Annotated in this window: 16 protein-coding genes; 6 read left to right on the plus strand and 10 right to left on the minus strand. The window is 47.8% G+C overall.

Features of this window, described 5'->3' with window-relative positions; genetic code table 11:
• Positions 1-211: 211 nt before the first annotated feature.
• Positions 212-1,489, minus strand: coding sequence for an MFS transporter (locus AAKU61_RS09970; protein ID WP_354331798.1), 1,278 nt, complete (start codon positions 1,487-1,489; stop codon positions 212-214).
• 304 nt (positions 1,490-1,793) lie between these two features.
• Between AAKU61_RS09970 and AAKU61_RS09975 the strand changes: the two genes are divergently transcribed.
• Positions 1,794-2,657 (plus strand): DUF1653 domain-containing protein, encoded by an 864-nt coding sequence (locus AAKU61_RS09975; RefSeq protein ID WP_354331800.1) that lies wholly within the window; start codon positions 1,794-1,796, stop codon positions 2,655-2,657.
• Positions 2,658-2,696: 39 nt separating this feature from the next.
• Here the strand turns inward: AAKU61_RS09975 and AAKU61_RS09980 are convergent, their stop codons facing one another.
• Complete coding sequence (locus AAKU61_RS09980; RefSeq protein ID WP_354331802.1) at positions 2,697-4,790, minus strand: sigma-54-dependent Fis family transcriptional regulator; 2,094 nt, start codon at positions 4,788-4,790, stop codon at positions 2,697-2,699.
• Positions 4,791-5,329: 539 nt separating this feature from the next.
• On the opposite strand from AAKU61_RS09980, the gene AAKU61_RS09985 reads away from it, so the two are divergent.
• From AAKU61_RS09985 to AAKU61_RS10005, 5 genes are all read left to right on the plus strand, one after another.
• The gene (locus AAKU61_RS09985; protein ID WP_354331804.1) at positions 5,330-5,797 is read left to right on the plus strand and encodes a (2Fe-2S)-binding protein; all 468 of its coding nucleotides are present in this window, start codon (positions 5,330-5,332) and stop codon (positions 5,795-5,797) included.
• Positions 5,798-5,807: 10 nt separating this feature from the next.
• Positions 5,808-7,946: a xanthine dehydrogenase family protein molybdopterin-binding subunit gene (locus AAKU61_RS09990; protein WP_354331806.1), complete on the plus strand. Its 2,139-nt coding sequence runs from the start codon at positions 5,808-5,810 to the stop codon at positions 7,944-7,946.
• A 164-nt stretch (positions 7,947-8,110) separates the two neighbouring features.
• Positions 8,111-9,130 carry an XdhC family protein gene (locus AAKU61_RS09995; RefSeq protein ID WP_354331808.1) on the plus strand — a complete coding sequence of 340 codons (1,020 nt, stop codon included), beginning with the start codon at positions 8,111-8,113 and terminating at the stop codon, positions 9,128-9,130.
• Positions 9,131-9,260: 130 nt separating this feature from the next.
• Positions 9,261-9,827, plus strand: coding sequence for a dCTP deaminase (dcd, locus tag AAKU61_RS10000; RefSeq protein ID WP_322119386.1), 567 nt, complete (start codon positions 9,261-9,263; stop codon positions 9,825-9,827).
• 237 nt (positions 9,828-10,064) lie between these two features.
• Positions 10,065-10,997 carry a glutaminase gene (locus AAKU61_RS10005; RefSeq protein WP_354331810.1) on the plus strand — a complete coding sequence of 311 codons (933 nt, stop codon included), beginning with the start codon at positions 10,065-10,067 and terminating at the stop codon, positions 10,995-10,997.
• A 219-nt stretch (positions 10,998-11,216) separates the two neighbouring features.
• Here the strand turns inward: AAKU61_RS10005 and AAKU61_RS10010 are convergent, their stop codons facing one another.
• From AAKU61_RS10010 to AAKU61_RS10045, 8 genes are all read right to left on the minus strand, one after another.
• The gene (locus tag AAKU61_RS10010; RefSeq protein WP_354331812.1) at positions 11,217-12,662 is read right to left on the minus strand and encodes a DUF1501 domain-containing protein; all 1,446 of its coding nucleotides are present in this window, start codon (positions 12,660-12,662) and stop codon (positions 11,217-11,219) included.
• A 12-nt stretch (positions 12,663-12,674) separates the two neighbouring features.
• A complete protein-coding gene (locus tag AAKU61_RS10015) occupies positions 12,675-14,387 on the minus strand; it encodes a DUF1800 domain-containing protein (protein WP_354331814.1) in 1,713 nt (570 codons plus the stop codon).
• Between the two features lie 557 nt (positions 14,388-14,944).
• Positions 14,945-15,865: a flagellar brake protein gene (locus AAKU61_RS10020; protein WP_354331816.1), complete on the minus strand. Its 921-nt coding sequence runs from the start codon at positions 15,863-15,865 to the stop codon at positions 14,945-14,947.
• 246 nt (positions 15,866-16,111) lie between these two features.
• Positions 16,112-18,382, minus strand: a complete 2,271-nt coding sequence (locus AAKU61_RS10025; RefSeq protein ID WP_354331818.1) for an Orn/Lys/Arg family decarboxylase — start codon at positions 18,380-18,382, stop codon at positions 16,112-16,114.
• Positions 18,383-18,650: 268 nt separating this feature from the next.
• Positions 18,651-19,445, minus strand: coding sequence for a MipA/OmpV family protein (locus AAKU61_RS10030; RefSeq protein WP_354331820.1), 795 nt, complete (start codon positions 19,443-19,445; stop codon positions 18,651-18,653).
• A gap of 74 nt (positions 19,446-19,519) precedes the next feature.
• A complete protein-coding gene (locus AAKU61_RS10035; protein ID WP_354331822.1) occupies positions 19,520-20,089 on the minus strand; it encodes a DUF4337 domain-containing protein in 570 nt (189 codons plus the stop codon).
• A 15-nt stretch (positions 20,090-20,104) separates the two neighbouring features.
• The gene (locus AAKU61_RS10040; RefSeq protein WP_354331824.1) at positions 20,105-20,614 is read right to left on the minus strand and encodes a dihydrofolate reductase; all 510 of its coding nucleotides are present in this window, start codon (positions 20,612-20,614) and stop codon (positions 20,105-20,107) included.
• A gap of 17 nt (positions 20,615-20,631) precedes the next feature.
• Positions 20,632-21,426, minus strand: a complete 795-nt coding sequence (locus tag AAKU61_RS10045) for a thymidylate synthase (protein WP_354331825.1) — start codon at positions 21,424-21,426, stop codon at positions 20,632-20,634.
• Between the last annotated feature and the right edge of the window lie 61 nt (positions 21,427-21,487).

Here is a 21,487-nt window from a genome sequence, read left to right on the forward strand (position 1 = left end):
AAAAACTACGCAAAAAAATTACGCAACATGAACTGGAAGACATTGTGTGTCCTAGCTCGGTTATTGGGAAATTCAAAAATCCGATAGATGTGCAGCGAGTTTTGTGGCTTGCGCTGTCTCTGTCAGAGAATTTTTAGAACTTACCTATTCCAGCCCGATTGGGGCAGAAGTGCTAATCGGGCATTATATGGCGACATCCCGGTAATTTCGCTCAAATTTCATGCTTGTTTAAATTTGGCAACACTGTGATGCCACGGATGACTGGATTGCGCCATGCCACCAAGGCCAGTAGCAGGGCGGCGACGCCCGCAAAACCGAGTGAGTAGCGTAAGCCAAGGTGCTCGCCCATCCAGCCGCCGATTAATGCACCGGGGCCGGCAGGTAGCAAAATCAGCCAGCGCATCGTGGACGTCATTCTGCCGAGCAGCGGTTCTGGAGTAACTGCTTGCCGCAACGCCAAAAAATTAATAAAAATCAGCACGCCACCAATAGAGAAGCACACCAGCATGATCGTGAAAGCAATTACGCCCCAGTAATCAATTGGTGCTATTGCCAGCAAAGACCAGCCAAACCCACAGATACTGATACCGAGCACCATGCAAGGGCCGGGGCCTATGCTACGGCTAATGCGATGACCATAGATACTGGCGATAACAGTACCGATCCCCATGCCCATATAACTGAGACCAACTGCTTGTTCTGATAAGCCCAAAGTGCGGGTAGCAAATAAAATTTGTACGACCAGCGCCGCGTTGTAGCAAAGCTGCCAGCCTCCGACGGTCGCTGCGAGGGAGACTAATAAAGGTTTATTCCAGACAAACTGAATACCTGCTTTAAGGTCATTCCAAAAATGCGCGCCCTCAATATCAGGTCTGACTTCATTGACTTTAATCCCACGTAAAATGGTGGCGGAACTGAGTAGTAATAATGCATCGGTCATCAGTGCCAGTGGTGCCCCCATTAGATTAATCAAGCTACCGGCAGCGGCTGGCCCCGCGATCTCTGCACCAGAGTTTGCCAGTGCATTTTTTGCAAACGCTTCTACCAGCCGTTCTCTGGGGACGATCTGGGTTAAAACGATTTGCGCGGCAGTACCTGATGTTGTATTAACTGCGCCAATAATAAAGCCGACCACATACAACCACATCATATTGATGGAACCTAACCACCAGACCAGCGGGACACTGGCGACCGCAATCGCTACCAAGATTTCACCGACGACGTACACGGGTAATTTGCGCACTCTGTCTAGCCACACCCCTGATGGCAGCGATAAAAACACAAATGGCAAGGTTTCCATAAAAGTCAAAATACCCATTTGAGTCGGCGTGGCATGCAATAAAATCGCAGCCGTCAAAGGCAGCGCCAGCATCGTCACTTGTGCACCAAGCGAGCTGATCAGTATCGACGTCCACAAGCGGCGATACACCAGATCGCGTAGTAAGTCAGTAGGAGCTAAGGTGAATCTTTGTAGCAGACGCTTTTTCATATTTTTATAGTATTAAACCGAGAATTTCTATTGTCGCTGTTCCAATAGAAATTCTCGGTTAAAAAAAGCCGGACAAAAAAGAGGGATGACGCTTAAAAATATTTTAGACAATTTCAGATTGTTATTAGTTAATTCCAAGCTGTAGAGCGGATATGTGCTGACTGATATTTCGCCTCTGCTAGCGTTTACAATAGCTGCCTTAGTGCGTGTATTCGTTCACTAAGATGTTCACGCTTAAGTTAACACTCAGTTCACGCTCGGTTCACTTATATTACACAGATTACAAAGATTAGAGAACACAAACATGTTTGAAAAACCTATCGTCATGATTGACTTTGAAACCTCAGGCATGAGCCCGGAACAAGGCGGTCGCGTGACCGAAGTTGCGGCGCTGCGGATCGTTGGCGATCAGGTGGTGGATCGTTATGTATCGCTGATCAATTGTAATGTCCGCATCTCCTCTTTTATTACTGAACTGACTGGCATTACCCAGGCGATGGTCAACAAAGCACCACCGGCATCAGAGGTGATTCCTGAGCTGGTCGAGTTTATTGGTAACGATACTTTAGCCGCCCATAACGCTAGTTTTGATGAGAAATTTTTGCAGGCAGAAAGTGATCGTTTAGGTCTATGGCCTAGTTACGATGGGGTCGTGTGTTCGGTCAAATTAGCGCGCCGGGTTTTCCCTGGATTGGATAGTTATTCACTCGGTCGTCTGGCATCATCTTTGGGTATCCGCTTTGCTGGCGCGGCGCATAGAGCAGAAGCTGATGCCGAAGTCGCCTCGGCTTTGCTGTTGCGCATTGCTGCCCATTTGGGTAAACAGTACGACATGCGCAGCGTTGATCCCCGCTTGCTACAAGAAATCAATAAACTCAGTGCGGCTAAAGTCGGTGCCTTTTTAAAAAAACAGACCGCAGTACCAGCGCCAAAATCCAGCATGCTTGTGCTGGATAAAATACAAGACAAACCAGTACAGCGCTACCGCCATTACAAAGGTGGCGTGTACGAATTATTGTATGAGGCAACGCAAGAGTCGGATTTGACACCAGTGATTGTGTACCGCTCACATAATGGTAGCGTCTGGACTCGTGCTAAAGACGTGTTTTTTGAAACCATAGAAGTGGATGGTATTAAGACGCCGCGCTTCGCTTTGATTGAAGATTAGTCAGATCCTAGCGAAGCACAAATCAGACTATCCTCTGCTTTAGCGCTTTCGGTAAATCGTATTGCGCGACACGCCCAAAGCACGGGCAGCAGCAGAGACATTACCGCCATGATTTTGCAACGCAGTTTGTATGGCCTGAATTTCTAAATCCTGTAACTTACCCTCACTGATGGTCTGCACTGATTGGATGGCCTGACCCGAGGATAAATCGTTAAAGACTGCTTGCTTGATGTCAGCTGTGACATGGCTTACATGGGTGACGGGCTGATCTAGCGTCGGTTGATACTCGGTCAGCGTCGTGATTTCCTCTAAAAAATCCTCCGGTAAATGTTCACGACAAATTTGATGATTGTCGCCAGCCATCAACATCGCCGTGCGTAAAAGGTTGTTGAGTTGGCGTAAATTGCCGGGCCAGCGGTGGTGCTTAAATAACTGCATGACATCGCTAGAAATTTGGTAGGGTCTGCCGTTTTTATGGCGCGACCGATTTTCTTCGGTCAGCATTTTTTGAGCTAGCACCGCCATATCAGAACGTTCGCGCAAAGCGGGCAGTTTTAAGACCAGCCCATTCAGCCGGTAGTACAGGTCCTCGCGGAATTCACCTTTGGCAATCAGCTCGCGCAGATTACGGTGGGTTGCACAGATCAGTTTTACATCGACATGAATAGATTTATTTCCACCTAGCGGCATCACGCTGCGCTCTTGCAATACCCGGAGTAATCGAGCTTGCATACTTAAGGGCATATCACCGATTTCATCTAAAAATAAAGTGCCGCCATGCGCTTGCTGGATTTTGCCGATGCTACCTTTTTTTCGTGCGCCGGTGAATGCGCCATCTTCATAACCAAATAATTCTGATTCAATTAAGGTCTCTGGAATCGAGGCGCAATTAACTGCGATGAATGCAGCTTGTCGTCGGGATGAATCTTGATGTATTGCCTGAGCCAACAGCTCTTTGCCCGTACCTGTTTCGCCCGTGATCAGCAAGCTGATATCGTGCTCGGCGACTTTGCTTATTTTATTGATTAAATTAGCGATCAGCGGATCGCCCGTGTTTAGGGCTTGTAGTTTTGAGCTATTTGAGGGGCTATTTTGTGAACTGTAATTCGCTGCTGGATGATGGTTTTCTGAAGCCTTTTGGTAGTCTTGTCGTTCTTGTTCTTGTCCTTGCGCGTATTGTGAGAAGCTATTTTTCAGCTTAAGTTCCGCGCGTGCTGATACCCGCACTCCGCCCGGTAATGAGAGCGATAAAAATTGTGCAGTCGCGTTGCGATAATGATCCAGCAGCGATGACAAGGCGACCCCAAACAGCGAGCTAAAACTATGCGCGCTTCCATTTGAAGTCAAGGACGCTAATGGCAATCCAAGCTGGAATAAGGCACTACGATTTGCCGATAAAAAACGTCCGTCTGGTGTAAAGCAGGCGATACCCTCCATCAAGGTGCCGATAAACTCAGGTCGTGCATGGAAGTGCAGGGTGATAGCGTCTTCAAATGTGGCGGAGAACAACTGGTTCTCTATCATCTGAGCCGACATACGGACTAATGCCATCGTATGTTTGTGAAAGCTGCGGTAGTCGCCAGTGACGTCAAGTACTCCTAACACTTTGTCTTGGTAGTCAAAAATCGGCGCGGCAGAACATGTCAGAAAATGATTGGCTTGCAGATAATGATCGCTGCCGTGGATTAAAGTAGGCGCGGCCTCAGCCAATGCGGTGCCGATTGCGTTGGTACCTTTGCTATGCTCTGCCCACATCACTCCTGGGCGTATCGCTACCTGATCTGCTTTTTGCAAAAAATCTTTGTCGCCAAACGCATGCAAGATGTGGCCGTTGGCATCTGTCAGCAACACCATGCTGTGGGTATCAATAATCTGCTCATATAGCGTTTCCATCACTGGTAGCGCATAGGTGTGCAAAGCATGATTTTGTTCCATCAGCAGCGCCAGTTCTTTATTGCTCAAACTGCTGAAGTCAGGTGCGGCTTTACGCTCTAAACCATAAGCGGCAGAACGCAAATGCGACGCGGCTAATAATTCGGGATGGGTTCCGGCAGAGATAAATCTGTTGGATTGGCTGGGTGATAGCGGTGTCGCTTGCGCACCGTCGTTGCCTCGCTCCATGATCTGGCGCATTTCTGGACTCCGTATAGAGGATGGGTCTGTATGCTTTTTTAATCGTTGTAATGGAAACTTCTAAAAACCCCTTAATCGAGCGCATCGCGTTGTTGTAAAGCCTCGCAATACCGACGTATTGCTACGTTTACGCCTAGCGCTGCATCTCGATTAAGGGGTTTTTACAAGCTTCCTAATGTAACACTACTGATTTATTTTCGCATCCGCTTGCTGGTCTGTCGGTCAGCACACTTTGGCAAACTTTTAAAATATTTCATATTTATTTATACTGTGGGTAAGTATATTTAGTTGTCCATATATTATTTGGTCTATAGGGCGTTTTTTATAAAAATTGGGGGGAGTATCTGATTTTTTATGTGTAAAGACTAAATAATTTGTTACTAAAATAGTGCTGCCATCAACTTGTACGGATACAGCCACATTTTATAAGCACCGCCAAAACATTACTTGAATGGCATAACTTTTGCCTAACATCATCCAGCAGCACTTAGTGTGTACCAAGGTGTTCCAAATTGTCACAATAAAATCAGGAGATAAAGATGGCTATCGGTTTCAATATAAATGGCAAAGCAGTGTCGTCCAGTTCGGAAGTGGATACCCCGTTGCTATGGGTAATCCGTGATGAACTTGGTTTGACCGGGACGAAATTTGGCTGTGGCATGGCGCTTTGCGGCGCTTGCACTGTGCATCTGGATGGCGTGCCCGTCCGTTCTTGCCAGACGCCGGTATCGTCGGTCGAAGGTAAAAAAATTGCGACCATCGAATCACTCTCTGCGGACAATTCCCACGTATTACAAAAAGCCTGGATCGCGCATGACGTACCGCAATGTGGTTACTGCCAATCGGGTCAACTGATGAGCGCCGCCGCTTTGCTGGCCTCGAATAAAAACCCCAGCGATACCGATATCGACAACGCCATGAGCGGTAACATCTGCCGCTGTGGAACCTATAACCGTATTCGTGCTGCGATTAAGTCTGCCGCTGCCGAAATGCGTAAAACAGCTTGAGGGGCGCGCCATGACAACTACTAGACGCAGTTTCCTTAAAACTTCCGCTTTAGCTGGTGGTGGCTTGATGCTTGGCATCAGCTTACCAAGCGTCGTGGGTGTGAGTGACGCGCAGGCCGCGGGTACTTTATATACTCCAAATGCATGGGTGCACATCGCTGACGACAACACGATTACCCTGATCTCCGCCCGTTCTGAAATGGGGCAGGGCGTGTACACCTCCATGCCGATGTTGATTGCAGAAGAGCTGGATGTTGAGCTAAAAAATATCAAGGTAGAAATCGCTCCTCCCAACGCTGCTTACACCAATAGTTTGCTCGGTGCACAAATCACCGGTGGCTCTACCTCAGTACGCGACGCATGGGAAAAATTGCGTATAGGCGGGGCCCAGCTCCGCATGATGCTGGTATCTGCCGCAGCGAATAAATGGGGTGTTGATGCCGCCAAGTTAAGCACCAGCAATGGTATGGTCAAAGGTCCTGACGGTAAGCAAGCCAGCTATGGCGAACTGGCTGAGGCGGCATCCAAATTACCGGTTCCTAAAGATGTCGTGTTGCGTGATCCTAAAGATTTCAAGATCATCGGCAAAGCGACTAAACGCTTAGATACACCGAATAAAGTGAACGGCAAAATCCAGTACGGGATTGATGTTGTCTTGCCTGATATGGTGTACGCATCCTTAGAGCAATGCCCGGTGATTGGTGGTACGGTCAAGAGCTATGATGCGACCAAAGCACGTAGCATGCCCGGCGTGATTGATGTGGTGCAGATACCCGATGGCGTCGCCGTGGTAGCGAACAGCTACTGGCGTGCGAAAAAAGCACGTGAGACTTTAGTTGTTCAGTGGGATGAAGGTAGTGTTGCAAAATTGAACAATGCCAACATGATGGCTGGCATCCGTGCTGCTGCCGCGACTGGTAAAAAAATCAACATCAAAAAAACCGGTGGTGATGTTGATGTCGCCATGAAAGGCGCAGCCAAAACACTGAAGGCAGAATACAGCTCGCCTTTATTAGCGCATGCAACCTTGGAGCCGATGAACTTTACGGCCGACTTCAAAGACGGTAAATGTTTGTTGATCGGACCTACTCAGTTCCAGCAAGGCGCGCAAGGTGCCGTCGCTGCCGCATTGGCGATCAAGCCAGAAGACATCACGCTTAAAACGACCTTCCTCGGCGGTGGTTTTGGTCGTCGCCTGGAGTTAGATTTTATCGTGCAGGCGGCGCAGATTTCTAAAGCAGTTGGCAAGCCTGTCAAACTGTTATGGACGCGTGAGGATGATACGACGCACGATTTCTATCGTCCTATGGCGCTCAACCGGATGGCAGCAGGGCTGGATGCGAAAGGTAAACCGGTTGCACTGACGTTTGAACTGACCTCACAGTCTGTGACCCAACGTGCATTTGGCTTGCCAAAAGATACGCTCGATCCGTTTATGGCAGAAGCCTCAGTCGTGCCGTATGACATTCCAAACATGACGCAAGACTTGTACATCCATGATGCGGGTTTGCGTGTCGGTTACTGGCGCTCAGTCAGCCATGCACTGAATGCATTTCCGAACGAGAGTTTTGTCGATGAAATGGCGAAAGCTGCAGGTAAAGATCCCTATGCTTTCCGTATGTCGCTGCTGGACAAGCAACCCCGTTTTGCCAACATCTTAAAACAGGCAGCAACTAAAGCAGGCTGGGGCAAGCCCTTGCCCGCAGGCCATAAGCTAGGTATTGCGTTGATGGAGGGTTACGATACTTACATGGCGCAAATTGCCGAGATATCTGTCAATAAAGCGCATGAAATCAAAGTGCACAAAGTTACGGTAGTCGCTGATCTCGGGCACATGGTCAACCCCGATACGGTCGAGGCACAAATCCAGTCCAGCATTGCCTTCGGACTGACTGCCGCCTTGTATGGTGACATCACCTTAGAAAATGGACGCGTGCAGCAAACCAACTTCCATAACTATCCTGTCTTACGCATGTATGAAATGCCTAAGATCAATGTGACCTTAGTACAAAGCACCGAAAAACCAGGCGGTATCGGTGAACCGGCAACTGCATTGATCGGGCCTGCCGTAGCGAATGCCTTATTCGCTGCTACTGGCAAACGCTTGCGTAGTTTGCCTTTGACACCAGAGAAAATCGCTGCCGCATAGCAATTGTGCGCTAAAGGGCGACTAAGTGGATTCAGCGTAGAATAATTCACTTAGTCGTATCTCATCCACTATTTCAGCGATTTCATCCTGCATACGTTATGCGGCTTCCAAGGCAAAAATGGCCTGGAAGCCGCATAAGTACTGCACCCTCATTTTGGATTGCCATGGACAGTATTGATCTGGAAGTGCTAAAAGTCTGCGCCTTATGGCTACAGGCCGGACGCAAATGCGAGTTGGTTACCGTCATCAAAACCTGGGGTTCTAGTCCCAGACCAGAAGGTGCCATGCTGGCGATTTGTGATGACGGACAAGTAGTCGGCTCCGTTTCTGGCGGTTGTATCGAAGACGATTTGATTGAACGTGTCAGGCAAGAAGGCATACAACGTACCTTGCCAGAGATCGTCACTTACGGCATCACCGCCGATGAGGCGCATCGTTTTGGCTTGCCCTGTGGCGGCACGATACAACTGGCATTAGAACCTTTATCCGCGCACAGCCGGATTTCAGAATTACTACAAAGATTAGCGCAACATGAGTTGGTGGCTCGCAGATTAGATTTGCATACTGGTGAGGTCAGACTCGATCTGGCGAAGTCGGCGATGAGCTTACAGATTTCAGAAACAGCACTTACGACGATACATGGCCCACGCTGGCGTTTGCTGATTATCGGTGCCGGGCAACTGTCCCGCTTCCTCGCCAGCATTGCGGTCGGCATGGATTACCACGTCACCGTTTGCGACCCCAGAGAAGAATACCGCGCAGGATGGCAAGTAGAAGGCGTACAAGTCGTGCACGCCATGCCAGATGATCTGGTGCAGGAGATGCAATTAGATAGCCGCAGCGCAGTAGTCGCCTTAACTCATGATCCCAAGCTGGACGATTTAGCGCTGATGGAAGCTTTAAAATCCGATGCTTTCTATGTCGGTGCCATCGGCTCCCGCGCCAACAACAGCAAACGGCGAGAAAGACTCAAAGAATTCGACGTTAGCGATGCACAACTCGCCAAACTGCATGGCCCGATTGGCCTATACATCGGTAGTAAAACCCCGGCAGAAATTGCGATTTCCATCTTGGCTGAAATGACCGCGGTGAAGAACAATATTCATTTGCCGGTAGAAGTGCAGGTTGAGTATGCCAAGCATGCTGCGGCGCAAATGGAAACAGAGCCAAGTTGTGGCTTATGAAAACTTGTAAATCTCTATTTTGATGTCTTCATTGTGTTGAAAGCGGTGTGCAATCTGCATATGTAGTTTTTTTTGTGTCAATTTCGCGTAAAATCCTATCCAAAATCAAACCAACCTGGGTAGAAAACACATGAGTATTAAAGCCGATAAATGGATACGCCGTATGGCGCAAGAGCATGCCATGATTGAGCCGTTTGAGCCGGGGCAGGTGCGTTTGCGTGGTGAGGAGAAGATTGTTAGTTACGGTACTTCTTCTTATGGTTACGATATTCGTTGCGCTGACGAGTTTAAGATTTTTACTAATATCAACAGCACAATCGTCGATCCTAAGAATTTTGATGAGAAGTCGTTTGTCGACTTTAAAGGCGATGTCTGCATCATTCCGCCCAATTCATTTGCACTTGCCAGAACCATGGAGTACTTCCGCATTCCGCGTAGCGTATTGACGATCTGCCTTGGTAAGTCAACCTATGCACGTTGCGGCATCATCGTGAATGTGACGCCGTTTGAGCCAGAGTGGGAAGGTTATGTGACTTTGGAATTCTCTAACACGACGCCATTGCCAGCCAAGATTTATGCGGGTGAGGGTTGTGCTCAGGTCTTGTTTTTTGAGAGCGATGAAATTTGCGAAACATCGTACAAAGATCGTGGCGGAAAATACCAAGGTCAGCAGGGCGTTACTTTGCCAAGGGCTTAATTCTTTTACTGTACTCGTATTCAAAATACACTTCATCAAACACATTAGTGCGCCAGAATCGGCGCGCTAATGTCGTACCTAATACACCTAATACGTCTTCTCTTTCAGTCCTTCACTTAGCTCTTAACTCAGTCCCAAGGCCGATCTCTATGTTGCTGCCCCAGCTGTGTTGGCTGTCGCCTAATATATCAGGATGCTGCGTGCTAAGCTGTTAGCCCGATTACGTTTGAGCGCATTATGTTGATACCTGACTCACTTGACTACCAGTCTATTCTTGAAACGATTTATGCTGAGGTGCAGCCTTTGCTTTCGCAAGGTAAGGTTGCCAGTTATATTCCGCAACTTTCTCAAGTATCTCCGTATCAATTTGGTATGGCGATTTATGGTCTGGATGGGCGCAGGTTTTCTATCGGTGCTGCGCAAGAAAAATTCTCATTGCAGAGTGTAACTAAATTATTTGCTTTGGCGCTGGCGTTTTCGCGTGAAGGGGATGCGATCTGGGCGCGGGTCGGGCGCGAACCTTCCGGTAATCCGTTCAATTCTTTGGTGCAGCTGGAGTATGAGCGAGGTAAGCCACGTAATCCGTTCATCAATGCGGGTGCTCTGGTAATTAACGATATTTTATCGACTCGATTTGTACAGTCAGACATTGCGGTATTGCAGTTTGCGCGTTTGATTGCAGATCAAGTGACGGTTGATTTTGATGTGGTCGTTGCGCAGTCTGAGCGCGAAACAGCGCATAGAAATTATGCCATCGCACATTTGATGAAGGATTTTGGCAATTTGTATAATCCGGTCAAAACGGTGATTGATAGTTACTGCCGTCAGTGCTCTATCACCATGACTTGTGAGGAGTTGGCGAAGGCGGGTAGTTTTCTGGCACAACATGGCACGATACCCTGGAGCGGCCAGCAAATCTTGGACGCCAGTTCTGCCAAACGTTTAAACGCCTTAATGCTGACTTGCGGCACTTATGATGCCGCAGGTGATTTTGCCTACCGCGTGGGTTTGCCGGCAAAGAGTGGTGTCGGTGGTGGGATTTTGGCGATTGTGCCGGGTGAGTTGTCGGTGGCAGTGTGGTCGCCAGGATTAGACCCGACCGGTAATTCTTTAGCTGGCACGTATGCTTTGGAGCGCTTTACTACCTTGACCGCACGATCTATCTTTTAAAAAAACTCCCTGACCTTTGATTGCATGAGTAAATCATACTTCATATGAGTATATTTAATTGTCCATATAATCATTGGTCTATAGGGTATTTTTATTAAAAATGCAGGGGAGTATATTGAATTATTCTAAAAAATATACGCAAAACCAACCAGATTTTTCCATCGATGAAGAATAGCTGAATTGATTTTGCGCAGATCGTATTGAGTCCGCCTATCGTCCTTAGCTCATAAAGCCTAAGTTCTGGTTGCTAAAGTTTTTAATGTTTGGGAACACGTCGCTAATTTGGGTAGCACTGAGGCCAAACCAGCTAGCTAGCGTTGCACCGTACTGATCAACCGAGAACTGTGGCAACAAACTACCTGAGCCTACGTCTTGCGTATGTTTTAGTCCGGTGACGGGGAAGGTGCCGTAAATATTATTGCCTTTGACTGCGCCACCAACGATAAAGTGGTGCGAGCCCCAACCGTGATCGGTGCCGTCGCCATTGCTGGTAAAGGTACGACCAAAATCGGATGCGGTAAAAAGTGTGGCTGCGCTGCGCAAGTCAGTGCCTTGCAGATTACCCATGATGCCATCGAAATAAGCAATAGCATGCGAAAGCCTTGCCATCAGATCGGCTTGATTAGCACGCTGAAAATCATGCGTATCGAAACCACCCATACTGACAAAAAATACTTGCCGTTTCGCACCCAAGGCATTGCGACCGGCGATGATGCGTGCCACGGTTTGTAATTGCACTGCTAATGAATTAGTCGCCAACACGCCGGTATTGGGGTTGGTATATTGGGTAGGGTTGGGCACGCCGGTTGGCCCCGCGACCGCCATTGCCGGGCTAAGTATACTTTGCGCATTGATGGAGCGATTGGTGACTGCCGCATGTTCCTTTTGAAACAAGTGCGGATTATCGGCAGTGATAATTGCTTTCAGCGGATTGGCACCTGCCGTTGATCCAAACAGGGCACCACTCAGACCACCGATCGGTACTGCACCTGAGGAGCTGATCTGATATTGATTGACCGTTTTACCCGCTAAAAAAACAGCATTGCCAGAGGCAGAGATGGAGGTGAAAATCGGGTTGCTATTATTCGCCGCCATCAAGTCACCCATGCGCCCGCCCCAGCCATACGCCGCACCTTCTGGCGCGTAGGCTTGCCATAAGGACTGCTGATCATTGTGTGAGAACAGTTTGGGTGGCAATGGCACGCTGGCAGCTTTATATTGCGCTAAGGTCGTTGGTACGATCAGCGGTGCAACGTTGCTGATAATGGCAGCCCGGCCGTTGTCAAACAGCCCTTTTAATTCTACTAAATTAGGGTGCAGCGCAAAGCTGCGTCCGGCTTGTGTCGTCGCGGGCGTGATTGGTAATACGCCGCCCGGCGCACCGACTGCCGGCAATGCGATGGAGCCAGTGTCCGTGGTCGTTCTTACTGAAAGATATTGGGTCCACGAGGTGCTGTCCGTTGCCAGCACCGTGTTGCCGTGATCGTTACCGCCATTCATAAAGAGGCAAATCAAGGCTTTGTAATCTGTGGGTGCAGATTGTGCTGCGGCAGATGCCATGGTGGCGAGGTTGATCGCGAAAGGGGCAGTGGTTGCGCCGACGACCGATAACATCGACGACATGCGCAAAAATTCACGACGAGAAGCATTCATTTTATGGCTCATGTTGGGCTCCGCTTATTTTTGTACGATATATTCAGGGGACGCCATCGTCAGAAAAATACTGAGATAGACACGATTTTTTCTGGCGGTATCGGCCGCAGTGGTGCTGGTGGTCGAGATCGCGACCGAGTTGACCGCAGCCAGTATCTGGCTGCGCAAAGTAGCACTCATCTGATTGGATGTCAGCAACAGACTTACCTGATCCAATAGTTTGTCCGGTGTATCTGCCAGTGCAATCAAATTAGTGTAATCGGCTTTGACATCACGTGAAGAACCGGTCCCGTTGGGGATGACATCGCGCATAAAATTTAAATATCCGACCACCGAGGTTTCTCCGGTGATTTGGAATTCTGGCGCAACTAGCTGGGGCGCGGAGGTAGCCAGACTGGTGTTGGGTGGCACGTAACCTGGACGATAAAAATTGAAGACCGATGATGAGCGCATCGGCGTTTGCCCCAATGCGCTGAGCGGATCGTCCAGGCTGCCAAGTAAGAAGCGTTTGGAGGTCGATGCCACATTAAACGAGCGCATCCAGTTTGCCAGCCTGACTACCGGTTCACGTAATTTTCCAGCGGTGGTTGTGGTGCTGCTGACGTCGGTACGGGCTTCAGTATCTAACAAAACAGCTTTAATGACGGCCTTCATATCACCGCGTACACCTTGGCCATTATCGGCAAATACCGCAGCGACCCTACCAACATATTGCGGACTAGGGTTGCTGGTAATCAGGCGTTGTATCAATTGTTTGCTAAAAAACGGAGCAGTATTCGGGTGATTGAATAAAGTATCCAGGGCGACTTTTAAACTTGCTTCTGGATTCGCAGTAGATTGGGCTGGCACCGTCGTTTTTAAAAATGCTTTTTCAGAAGTGGAATGAAATTTTGGATAGCTCTGCATCGGCTGCCAATCACGATTCGCATCTGGCGTACCGCCAAAGAAGCGACTATCTGATTTGTCCGGACCTGCCCAGCTCCAACCGGTAAATACTTTTGCCATGCCAGTAATATCAGCACTGGTGTAAGTTTCTGTCGGTTTTCCATCAGTGAGCTTCAATGTGCCGTCCGGGTTCAGATCATATAAACCAATGGTCAGCAATTGCATTACTTCGCGGGCATAATTTTCGTCTGGGGTGCGGGTACCAGATTCTTTTTGATTACGGATTGATGTCAGGTAAATCCCCATCATCGGATGTAAAGTGACGTCTTCTAATAGTTTGCGGAAATTACCAAAAGCGTCGCTACCCAAGGTGTCGTAGTAAGAAGCGACACCACGCGGGAAATTGGCAACAGTACTGTCTTGGAACGACACTACAAAAATTTGTGATAACGCAAAGGCCATGCGCTGACGTAGTTGATCTTGACCAGTCACGGCTTGCTGCCAGAATGATTCGAAAAATTGGTTTTGATTGATCGTGGTACCTGCGGGCAGTGTCGCGCTAATGCTGTCCATATAAGTACGATGCAGAGTTTGCGGAAGCGTGAACTGGGTGTCAATCCAACTGCTGTAGCCACTAGCGACCACGCTATTGATGTCCGCTGTCGTTGCGCCAAAGGTTGCTTGTCCTAATATGCGGGATGCCTGCGCCTGGGTCGGTGGCACTACAACAACTGGTGGTGCGACCGAGGTTCCGCCGCCGCTATTGGTGCCGGAACCGCCACCGCCGCCGCATGATGCGAGTAGAGCGAGCAGGGCGCTGGTGGCAGTTAATTTAATCAAACGATACGGCATGATGCATCTCCGTTGAATAGGTACTTAATAGGGGTAAGAGATGTGGGCTTGTGCAAAATCTCGTTGAATTTCGTTGAAATTCAGAGACATGTAAGCCCTCTTCATTTATAGGTAATGCGACTGCGATACAAAGGAATCTTATAGAAAAATTTTACGGAGTAATTTTAATATACTCCCAGTTAATTATTAAAAAAATGCCGTATTGTCCAATGATTATATGGACAATTAAAATATACTTACTATGAGTATATTTTTCAGAGTGTCTGTGCTAGGTGGCACTTCTAGGCACTTGTGTTATTTAAATCATATTTTCTGTAACAGCAATCTTCCGCATTTTACGATTAAATTATGTAAGGCTGATTACCCCAACCCCGGTCGCAAACAAGTGGTTAAAAATGGTATTTACGCTTTCTTACACATTAGCATAAATTTCCACATGGAAATACCGCCTGAAGATGACGAATAAAAACCCTAGGGGGGCGACATAAATGTGGGAACAAAATACAACAGAAGCCGAGATGATTTAGGCGGACTAAATTTTTATTAGTGCCAGATTGTCATTCAATTTCTGCCAATGTTTGGTGTACAAACGCAGACAAAATTAATTTGGACTGGGTTGGCACATCAATAAATTCAAAACCATAGCGATATTCGTCGCCAGTTTCTGTGGGAGATATGGATCGCAATATTACTTTCAGTACCAAAAACTCATCGTTGCCTGCCGCATTAACTTTGAACTTGAGAGTGCCAAGATCGTTCTTTTTACCGATCAATTTTTTCATCACGCCAGAACTGCCACCCATACTCAAATCGCCTAGGGTTGCTGCCGCAGTTTGCTCTGGTTCTCCAATCGAGACGGCGGCGACAATTTTCACATTGGCGCGGGAGTTTTGTCGTATTGTCGTACAGCGTACTTGTTTGGGGTAAGACAAATGCAGGTAGGCATACGGCGTGAATACCGACTTGATCGCTGAGGCAGTGAAGGCATACGCTTTTTTGCCGGGGAACGCTCGCACGATAAAGGTCTGGCCATCTCTGATCAAGGCACCTTTGCCATCCATCATAGGTGGACTCACCATGATGGATTTGTTTTTAACAAAACCGATCAGGCGCACGGTATACCTGAGAGCAGCATTGTCATGCACTTGCAGATAGAAAATTTCTCCAACGTGCCAGCGCACGCTATCCAACTCCATTAACTCATCTTTATTTAGCTCAGATACCGGCGGTTTTGCGACCGCTGCGGGTGGTTTGCTTAAGGTGGAAATCGGCGGCGAAGATTTTTTTCCGACCTCGGACCAAAGCGCATCCGAGCAATACCCATTTTCAATCAAATCAGTTAGTTGTCTTTCGCTATTGACGATACAACCAGAGTCGAGCAACAAATTGCCCCAAGCATCGTAGATTGGCCAAGGTGATGCTTCACCAATTTTGAGTTCTGTTTTTTTAATCGGTACTAATGTGGACAATTCATTCATGCAATACCTTTGCCGCTCATAGAGAGTTGAGCTTTATTGTATCCTGAAAAACACAATATAAAGATAGGACTTACGCAAAACTGCCCCAGCTGCGTTGCATCGCCTGAACTGAAAAAAGCACTTGTGGCTTACAAGTGCTTTTTTCTCAATGCGTGATCGCAGTAGTCGTTGAATATCAACTTCGTCCCAACTTCGTCTCAGTTGATTCTTAGCTGAATTTCAGCTGAGTTTTGTTTTGATCTCAGTTTATTCGCCAAGCTCAGCACCTAATCTGACGCAATCTACAAAATAACCGCGCTTGCCATCCACTTCTGCTTTAACTAAACCATGGCAGTCGGTTTCAAAGCCAGGAAATTTCTCGTTAAAGTCACGAACAAATTTGAGGTAATCAACAATGGTTTTATTGAAGCGCTCACCCGGAATCAACAAGGGAATACCTGGTGGGTAAGGCGTCAATAGAATTGCTGTGACACGACCTTCCAGATCATTGATGGCAACCCGTTCTATCTCACGATGTGCCATTTTGGCAAAGGCATCAGACGGTTTCATCGCTGGTTGCATGTCGGACAAATACATCTCGGTTGTCAGGCGTGCGACGTCACTGGCTTTATATACTTCATGAATGCTTTGCGATAAATCCTTCAGACCAATTTGTTCATAACGCGGATTGGCTGCGGCGAATTCTGGCAAGATGCGCCACATCGGCTGGTTCTTGTCGTAATCATCTTTAAACTGCTGCAAAGCTGTCAGCAAAGTATTCCAACGACCTTTGGTGATACCAATGGTGAACATAATAAAGAAGGAATACAAACCCGCTTTTTCGACAATAACGCCGTGCTCTGCAAGATACTTGGTGACGATCGATGCGGGGATACCTGTTGCGCTAAAGTTACCCTCTAACGACAGACCTGGCGTAACAATCGTCGCCTTGATCGGATCAAGCATGTTGAAGCCTGGCGCAAGTTTGCCGAAGCCATGCCAGTCATCTTCGGCATTAATCATCCAGTCATCGCGCGATGCCATGCCATTTTCTGACAAGGTATCTGGACCCCAGACCTGGAACCACCAATCTTTGCCCCATTCTTGATCTACCTTGCGCATGGCGCGGCGGAAATCCAGTGCTTCTAAAATAGATTCCTCAACCAAGGCGGTACCGCCTGGGGCCTCCATCATCGCTGCTGCGACGTCGCACGAGGCGATGATCGAGTATTGCGGTGAGGTTGATGTGTGCATCAGATAGGCTTCGTTAAAACTGTCTTTATCGAGTTTGACTGTTTCTGACTCACGCACCAAGATTTGCGATGCCTGCGAAATGCCGGCCAGCAGTTTGTGGGTCGATTGCGTAGAAAAAATCATCGATTTTTTAGCGCGCGGACGGTCTTTGCCAATCGCATGCATGTCTTGATAAAACGGGTGGAAAGTCGCATGTGGCAACCAGGCTTCATCAAAATGCAGCGTGTCGATTTCGCCATCCAGCAAATCTTTGAGTGTCTCTACGTTGTACAACACGCCATCATAGGTGGATTGTGTGATCGTCAGGATACGTGGTTTTTTGTTCTTCGCATTGCGTGCAAAGGGATTAGCCTCAATCTTTTTACGGATGCTTTCCATGCTGAATTCTTCTAGCGGAATCGGCCCGATAATGCCAAGGTGATTACGGGTTGGCATTAGGAAAACCGGAATCGCGCCGCACATGATGATGGAGTGCAAAATCGACTTATGGCAGTTACGATCTACCACGACGATGTCGCCGGGCGCCACTGTGGAGTGCCACACCATCTTATTACTGGTGCTGGTGCCGTTGGTCACAAAATAGCAGTGATCTGCATTAAAAATACGCGCTGCATTGCGCTCAGATGCGGCAACTGGACCGGTATGATCCAGCAATTGCCCCAGCTCTTCGACTGCATTACAAACGTCGGCACGCAACATGTTTTCACCAAAAAATTGATGAAACATCTGGCCGATAGGTGATTTTAAAAATGCGACGCCACCGGAGTGACCAGGGCAATGCCATGAATACGAACCATCATTCGCGTAATGCACCAGCGCACGGAAAAACGGCGGTGACAAACCATCTAAGTAAGATTTGGCTTCACGGATAATATGACGCGCGACGAACTCTGGCGTATCTTCAAACATGTGAATAAAGCCATGTAGCTCACGCAGAATATCGTTAGGGATATGGCGTGAAGTACGGGTTTCGCCATACAAATAAATCGGGATATCGGCATTTTTGTAGCGGATTTCTTCGACAAAGGCACGCAGGGATTTAAGTGCATGATCTGTTTCTTCATCGGTACCATCGCCAAATTCTTCATCGTCAATGGACAGAATAAAAGCCGAGGCGCGCGATTGTTGCTGCGCAAATTGCGACAAATCGCCATAGCTGGTTACGCCCAGCACTTCCATGCCTTCTTTTTCCATCGCGTCTGCAAGAGCGCGTATGCCAAGGCCAGAGGTATTTTCGGAACGGAAATCTTCGTCAATGATGACGATGGGGAAGCGGAATTTCATGAGGTCTCCAGAGAGCTGTTACGGGGAGACGCCTGGGCAAGTGAGTCCGGAAACAGATTGATGTCCGGGTTGGATCAACCGCTTGCGCGCCGAAAAATTCAAAGACCGAATTTTCTCAGATATGAGGGTGGAAATGTGAAAAAAAATCCCCAATAAGGACGATTAGGAAAAAATTTCATCCTGTCGTCATATTGAGGGGATATTGCCAACGCTTGACCGTATGCTCTGCACTTAATCAGTATTCTGCTAAGCAGGCAGTCAAACTCTTTTAGAAGCGGTAGCTGGCAGCAGAAAATATCGTAATTGGTGTTTTTTCAAATACAAATGGACTTTTGCTGGCATCGCCCGTCAAATATTTAACGGATGCACCGGTCGTCAATGACCAGTTGGAATCAATATTCCAGTTCCAGCTGGCACCTACTTTAACATCGGTAAAACCAGCAGATGGCGCATACGGTGTGTAACCGCTGTTGGCAGATTGCGTCGGTGTTACACCAAAATAAGATTGCATATAGGATGTATTTGCCCAATTGGCACCAAAACTCGCGGATAAACGGTGGTGCGTGTTGAGGGAGGTTGTTGCACGCCCACCCAAGCTAAGCTGCAGTCCGTTGTGATCTACGCCCGAGCCGTAGCGCAGGGATGAGCTTAAAGAATAGTTTTGGTTGACCACATAATTGACGAAAGCACCGGGCTCAATCGCTGAATCGACATCGCCCAAGCCGCGGAGCTTGCTGGATTTGGATTCATCACGAGCGGCTTCTACGGTCATTCTCAAACCATATTGCAGGCTGGGATCTTTAGAAAAGTTGTAGCCAAGCCCAGAAATCGAGCTTAGAAATATGCCATTTCTCCACTGTGCATCAAATAGTGGTGCCGCAAATACACGACGCTCATCGGATCCGGTGTAGCGGGGGGCAGAAATGGCAGCAGCACCGAGTGAAAAATTCACATCTTTAGGTAAATAAGTGCTGGGAACTAACTGTGCAAACTCGGAGGTTTGTGCCTGTGCTGACAATGCTGTCGCCAGAAGAAGTAGGGCAGTGGGTAGTATTTTTTTCATTGTGTATCCTGTAAGTATCTCAGCGACAGTAACTATTCATCGTAACTCTTTATCGCCACGCTTTACTTCACTACTCAGATATGCAACCAGGCCAGTCCTGCCAATATTACGCCCACTCCAGCAACGCCATATGAACCATATTGTAACCACTTTTTCTTGGTCAACAGAGTGATGGCCGCTAAAGAAATCGCAATTTGCACAGCGGTCATGGCTTGCGCCCAACGATGATGCTGATGCAGAGCTTCTTCCGATTTCTTATCCCATTCTGAGGATTCTGCTTCTAATTTCTCTGCATTTTTCTTGATTTCTTCTTTTTCAACTTCATAGCGTGCGACCTTGGCTTTATATTTCTCTACATCAATGCCGGGTAAGACCATCGCTAGTTCAGATAAGTTCTGTTTACTCGATTTTGACTGGTAAAAGTTCCATTGATTGGAGGCTTCGGTTTTTTTGATCGCGGCTTCGTTCTTAAACATCGCTGCGTCATTTTGCGTAGCGCCGCCTTCAAAGCCAAATAATGCGCCAACGGTCGCCATGATGGCTGTCATGACGGCAATTTTGCCCGCAAAACTATCGTTGCTATGTGCTGCATGTTCTAACTCGTGGTCGTGTGGTCCGTGGACGTGAAATTCTGAATCTGACATGAGTATTTTTCTGATTTAATTATTTCGTTGATAGGTGACAAAAGCATAATCCAGCTGGCTTTTCTCAGAATGATGTTGTTCGCTGCTGATCTTTGTCCATTCCTGCGCTTCGATCAGTGGAAAAAAAGCGTCACAATTAAAAGTTTGTTGTATTTCTGTAATGATCAGTTTGTCTGCAAACGGTAAGGCTTGTTGATAAATTTCTGCGCCGCCGATGATAAACGCCTGTTCATTTTTGGCGTTATCTTGGGTCTTATCTTTTAGCAAAGCCAGTGCTGCCTCTAATGAGGAAACACATTCAACGCCCTCATGTGACCAAGCTGGGTTGCGAGAGATCACAATATTGCGTCGGTTTGGCAAGGCTCTGCCGATCGAATCAAAGGTTTTTCGCCCCATCACAATCGCGTGACCGCTGGTGGTATTTTTAAAATGTGCCAAATCCTCTGGCAAATGCCAGGGCAGCGTGTTGTTGACGCCAATGCCGCGCTGGAGATCAGTCGCAACAATAATTGTGAAGGATGACATGCTGATGAAATCTCTGATTAGACTGCGACAGGCGCTTTAATATGCGGGTGAAACTGGTAATCTGCGATCTCAAAATCCTCAAATTTATAATCAAAAATCGATTCTGGATGATGCTTGATGATCAGTTTTGGTAGCGCAAAGGTGTCTCGTGACAACTGCTCTGCGACCTGATCCATGTGGTTTGAATACAAATGGCAATCGCCGCCGGTCCAGATAAATTCCCCGACATCTAAACCTGTTTGTTGCGCCACCATATGGGTCAGCAAAGCGTATGAGGCGATATTAAACGGCACACCTAAAAATATATCGGCACTGCGCTGGTATAACTGGCAAGAGAGCTTTCCATTCGCTACATAAAACTGGAATAAGGCATGGCAGGGCGGCAACTTCATCTGTGGAATGTCCGCTACATTCCAGGCAGATACAATCAAACGGCGCGAGTCCGGGTTGCTTTTGATTTGTGCGATGAGCTGGCTGATCTGATCGATATGAGTACCGTCCGGCGCTGGCCAGTTACGCCATTGTGATCCATAGACCGGGCCCAGATTACCATTCTCGTCCGCCCATTCATCCCAGATCGAGACACCGTTGTCCTTCAGGTACTTGGTATTAGTCGAGCCGGCCAAAAACCAGATCAGTTCATGGATGATAGATTTCAGATGCAGTTTTTTGGTTGTTACCAGTGGAAAGCCTTGTTGCAGGTCAAATCGCATTTGGTAGCCAAAAACTGACACGGTGCCGGTGCCGGTGCGGTCAGTTTTGGTAGTGCCATGTTGTTGCACATGGCGCATGAAGTCGAGGTATTGGCGCATGATGAGCTTTAGAAATTTTTGTGAGATTGTAACGGTTTACCGACTAACATATGAATCAATA

It is taken from the genome of Undibacterium sp. GrIS 1.2 (assembly GCF_040544435.1).
GTDB lineage: Bacteria > Pseudomonadota > Gammaproteobacteria > Burkholderiales > Burkholderiaceae_D > Undibacterium.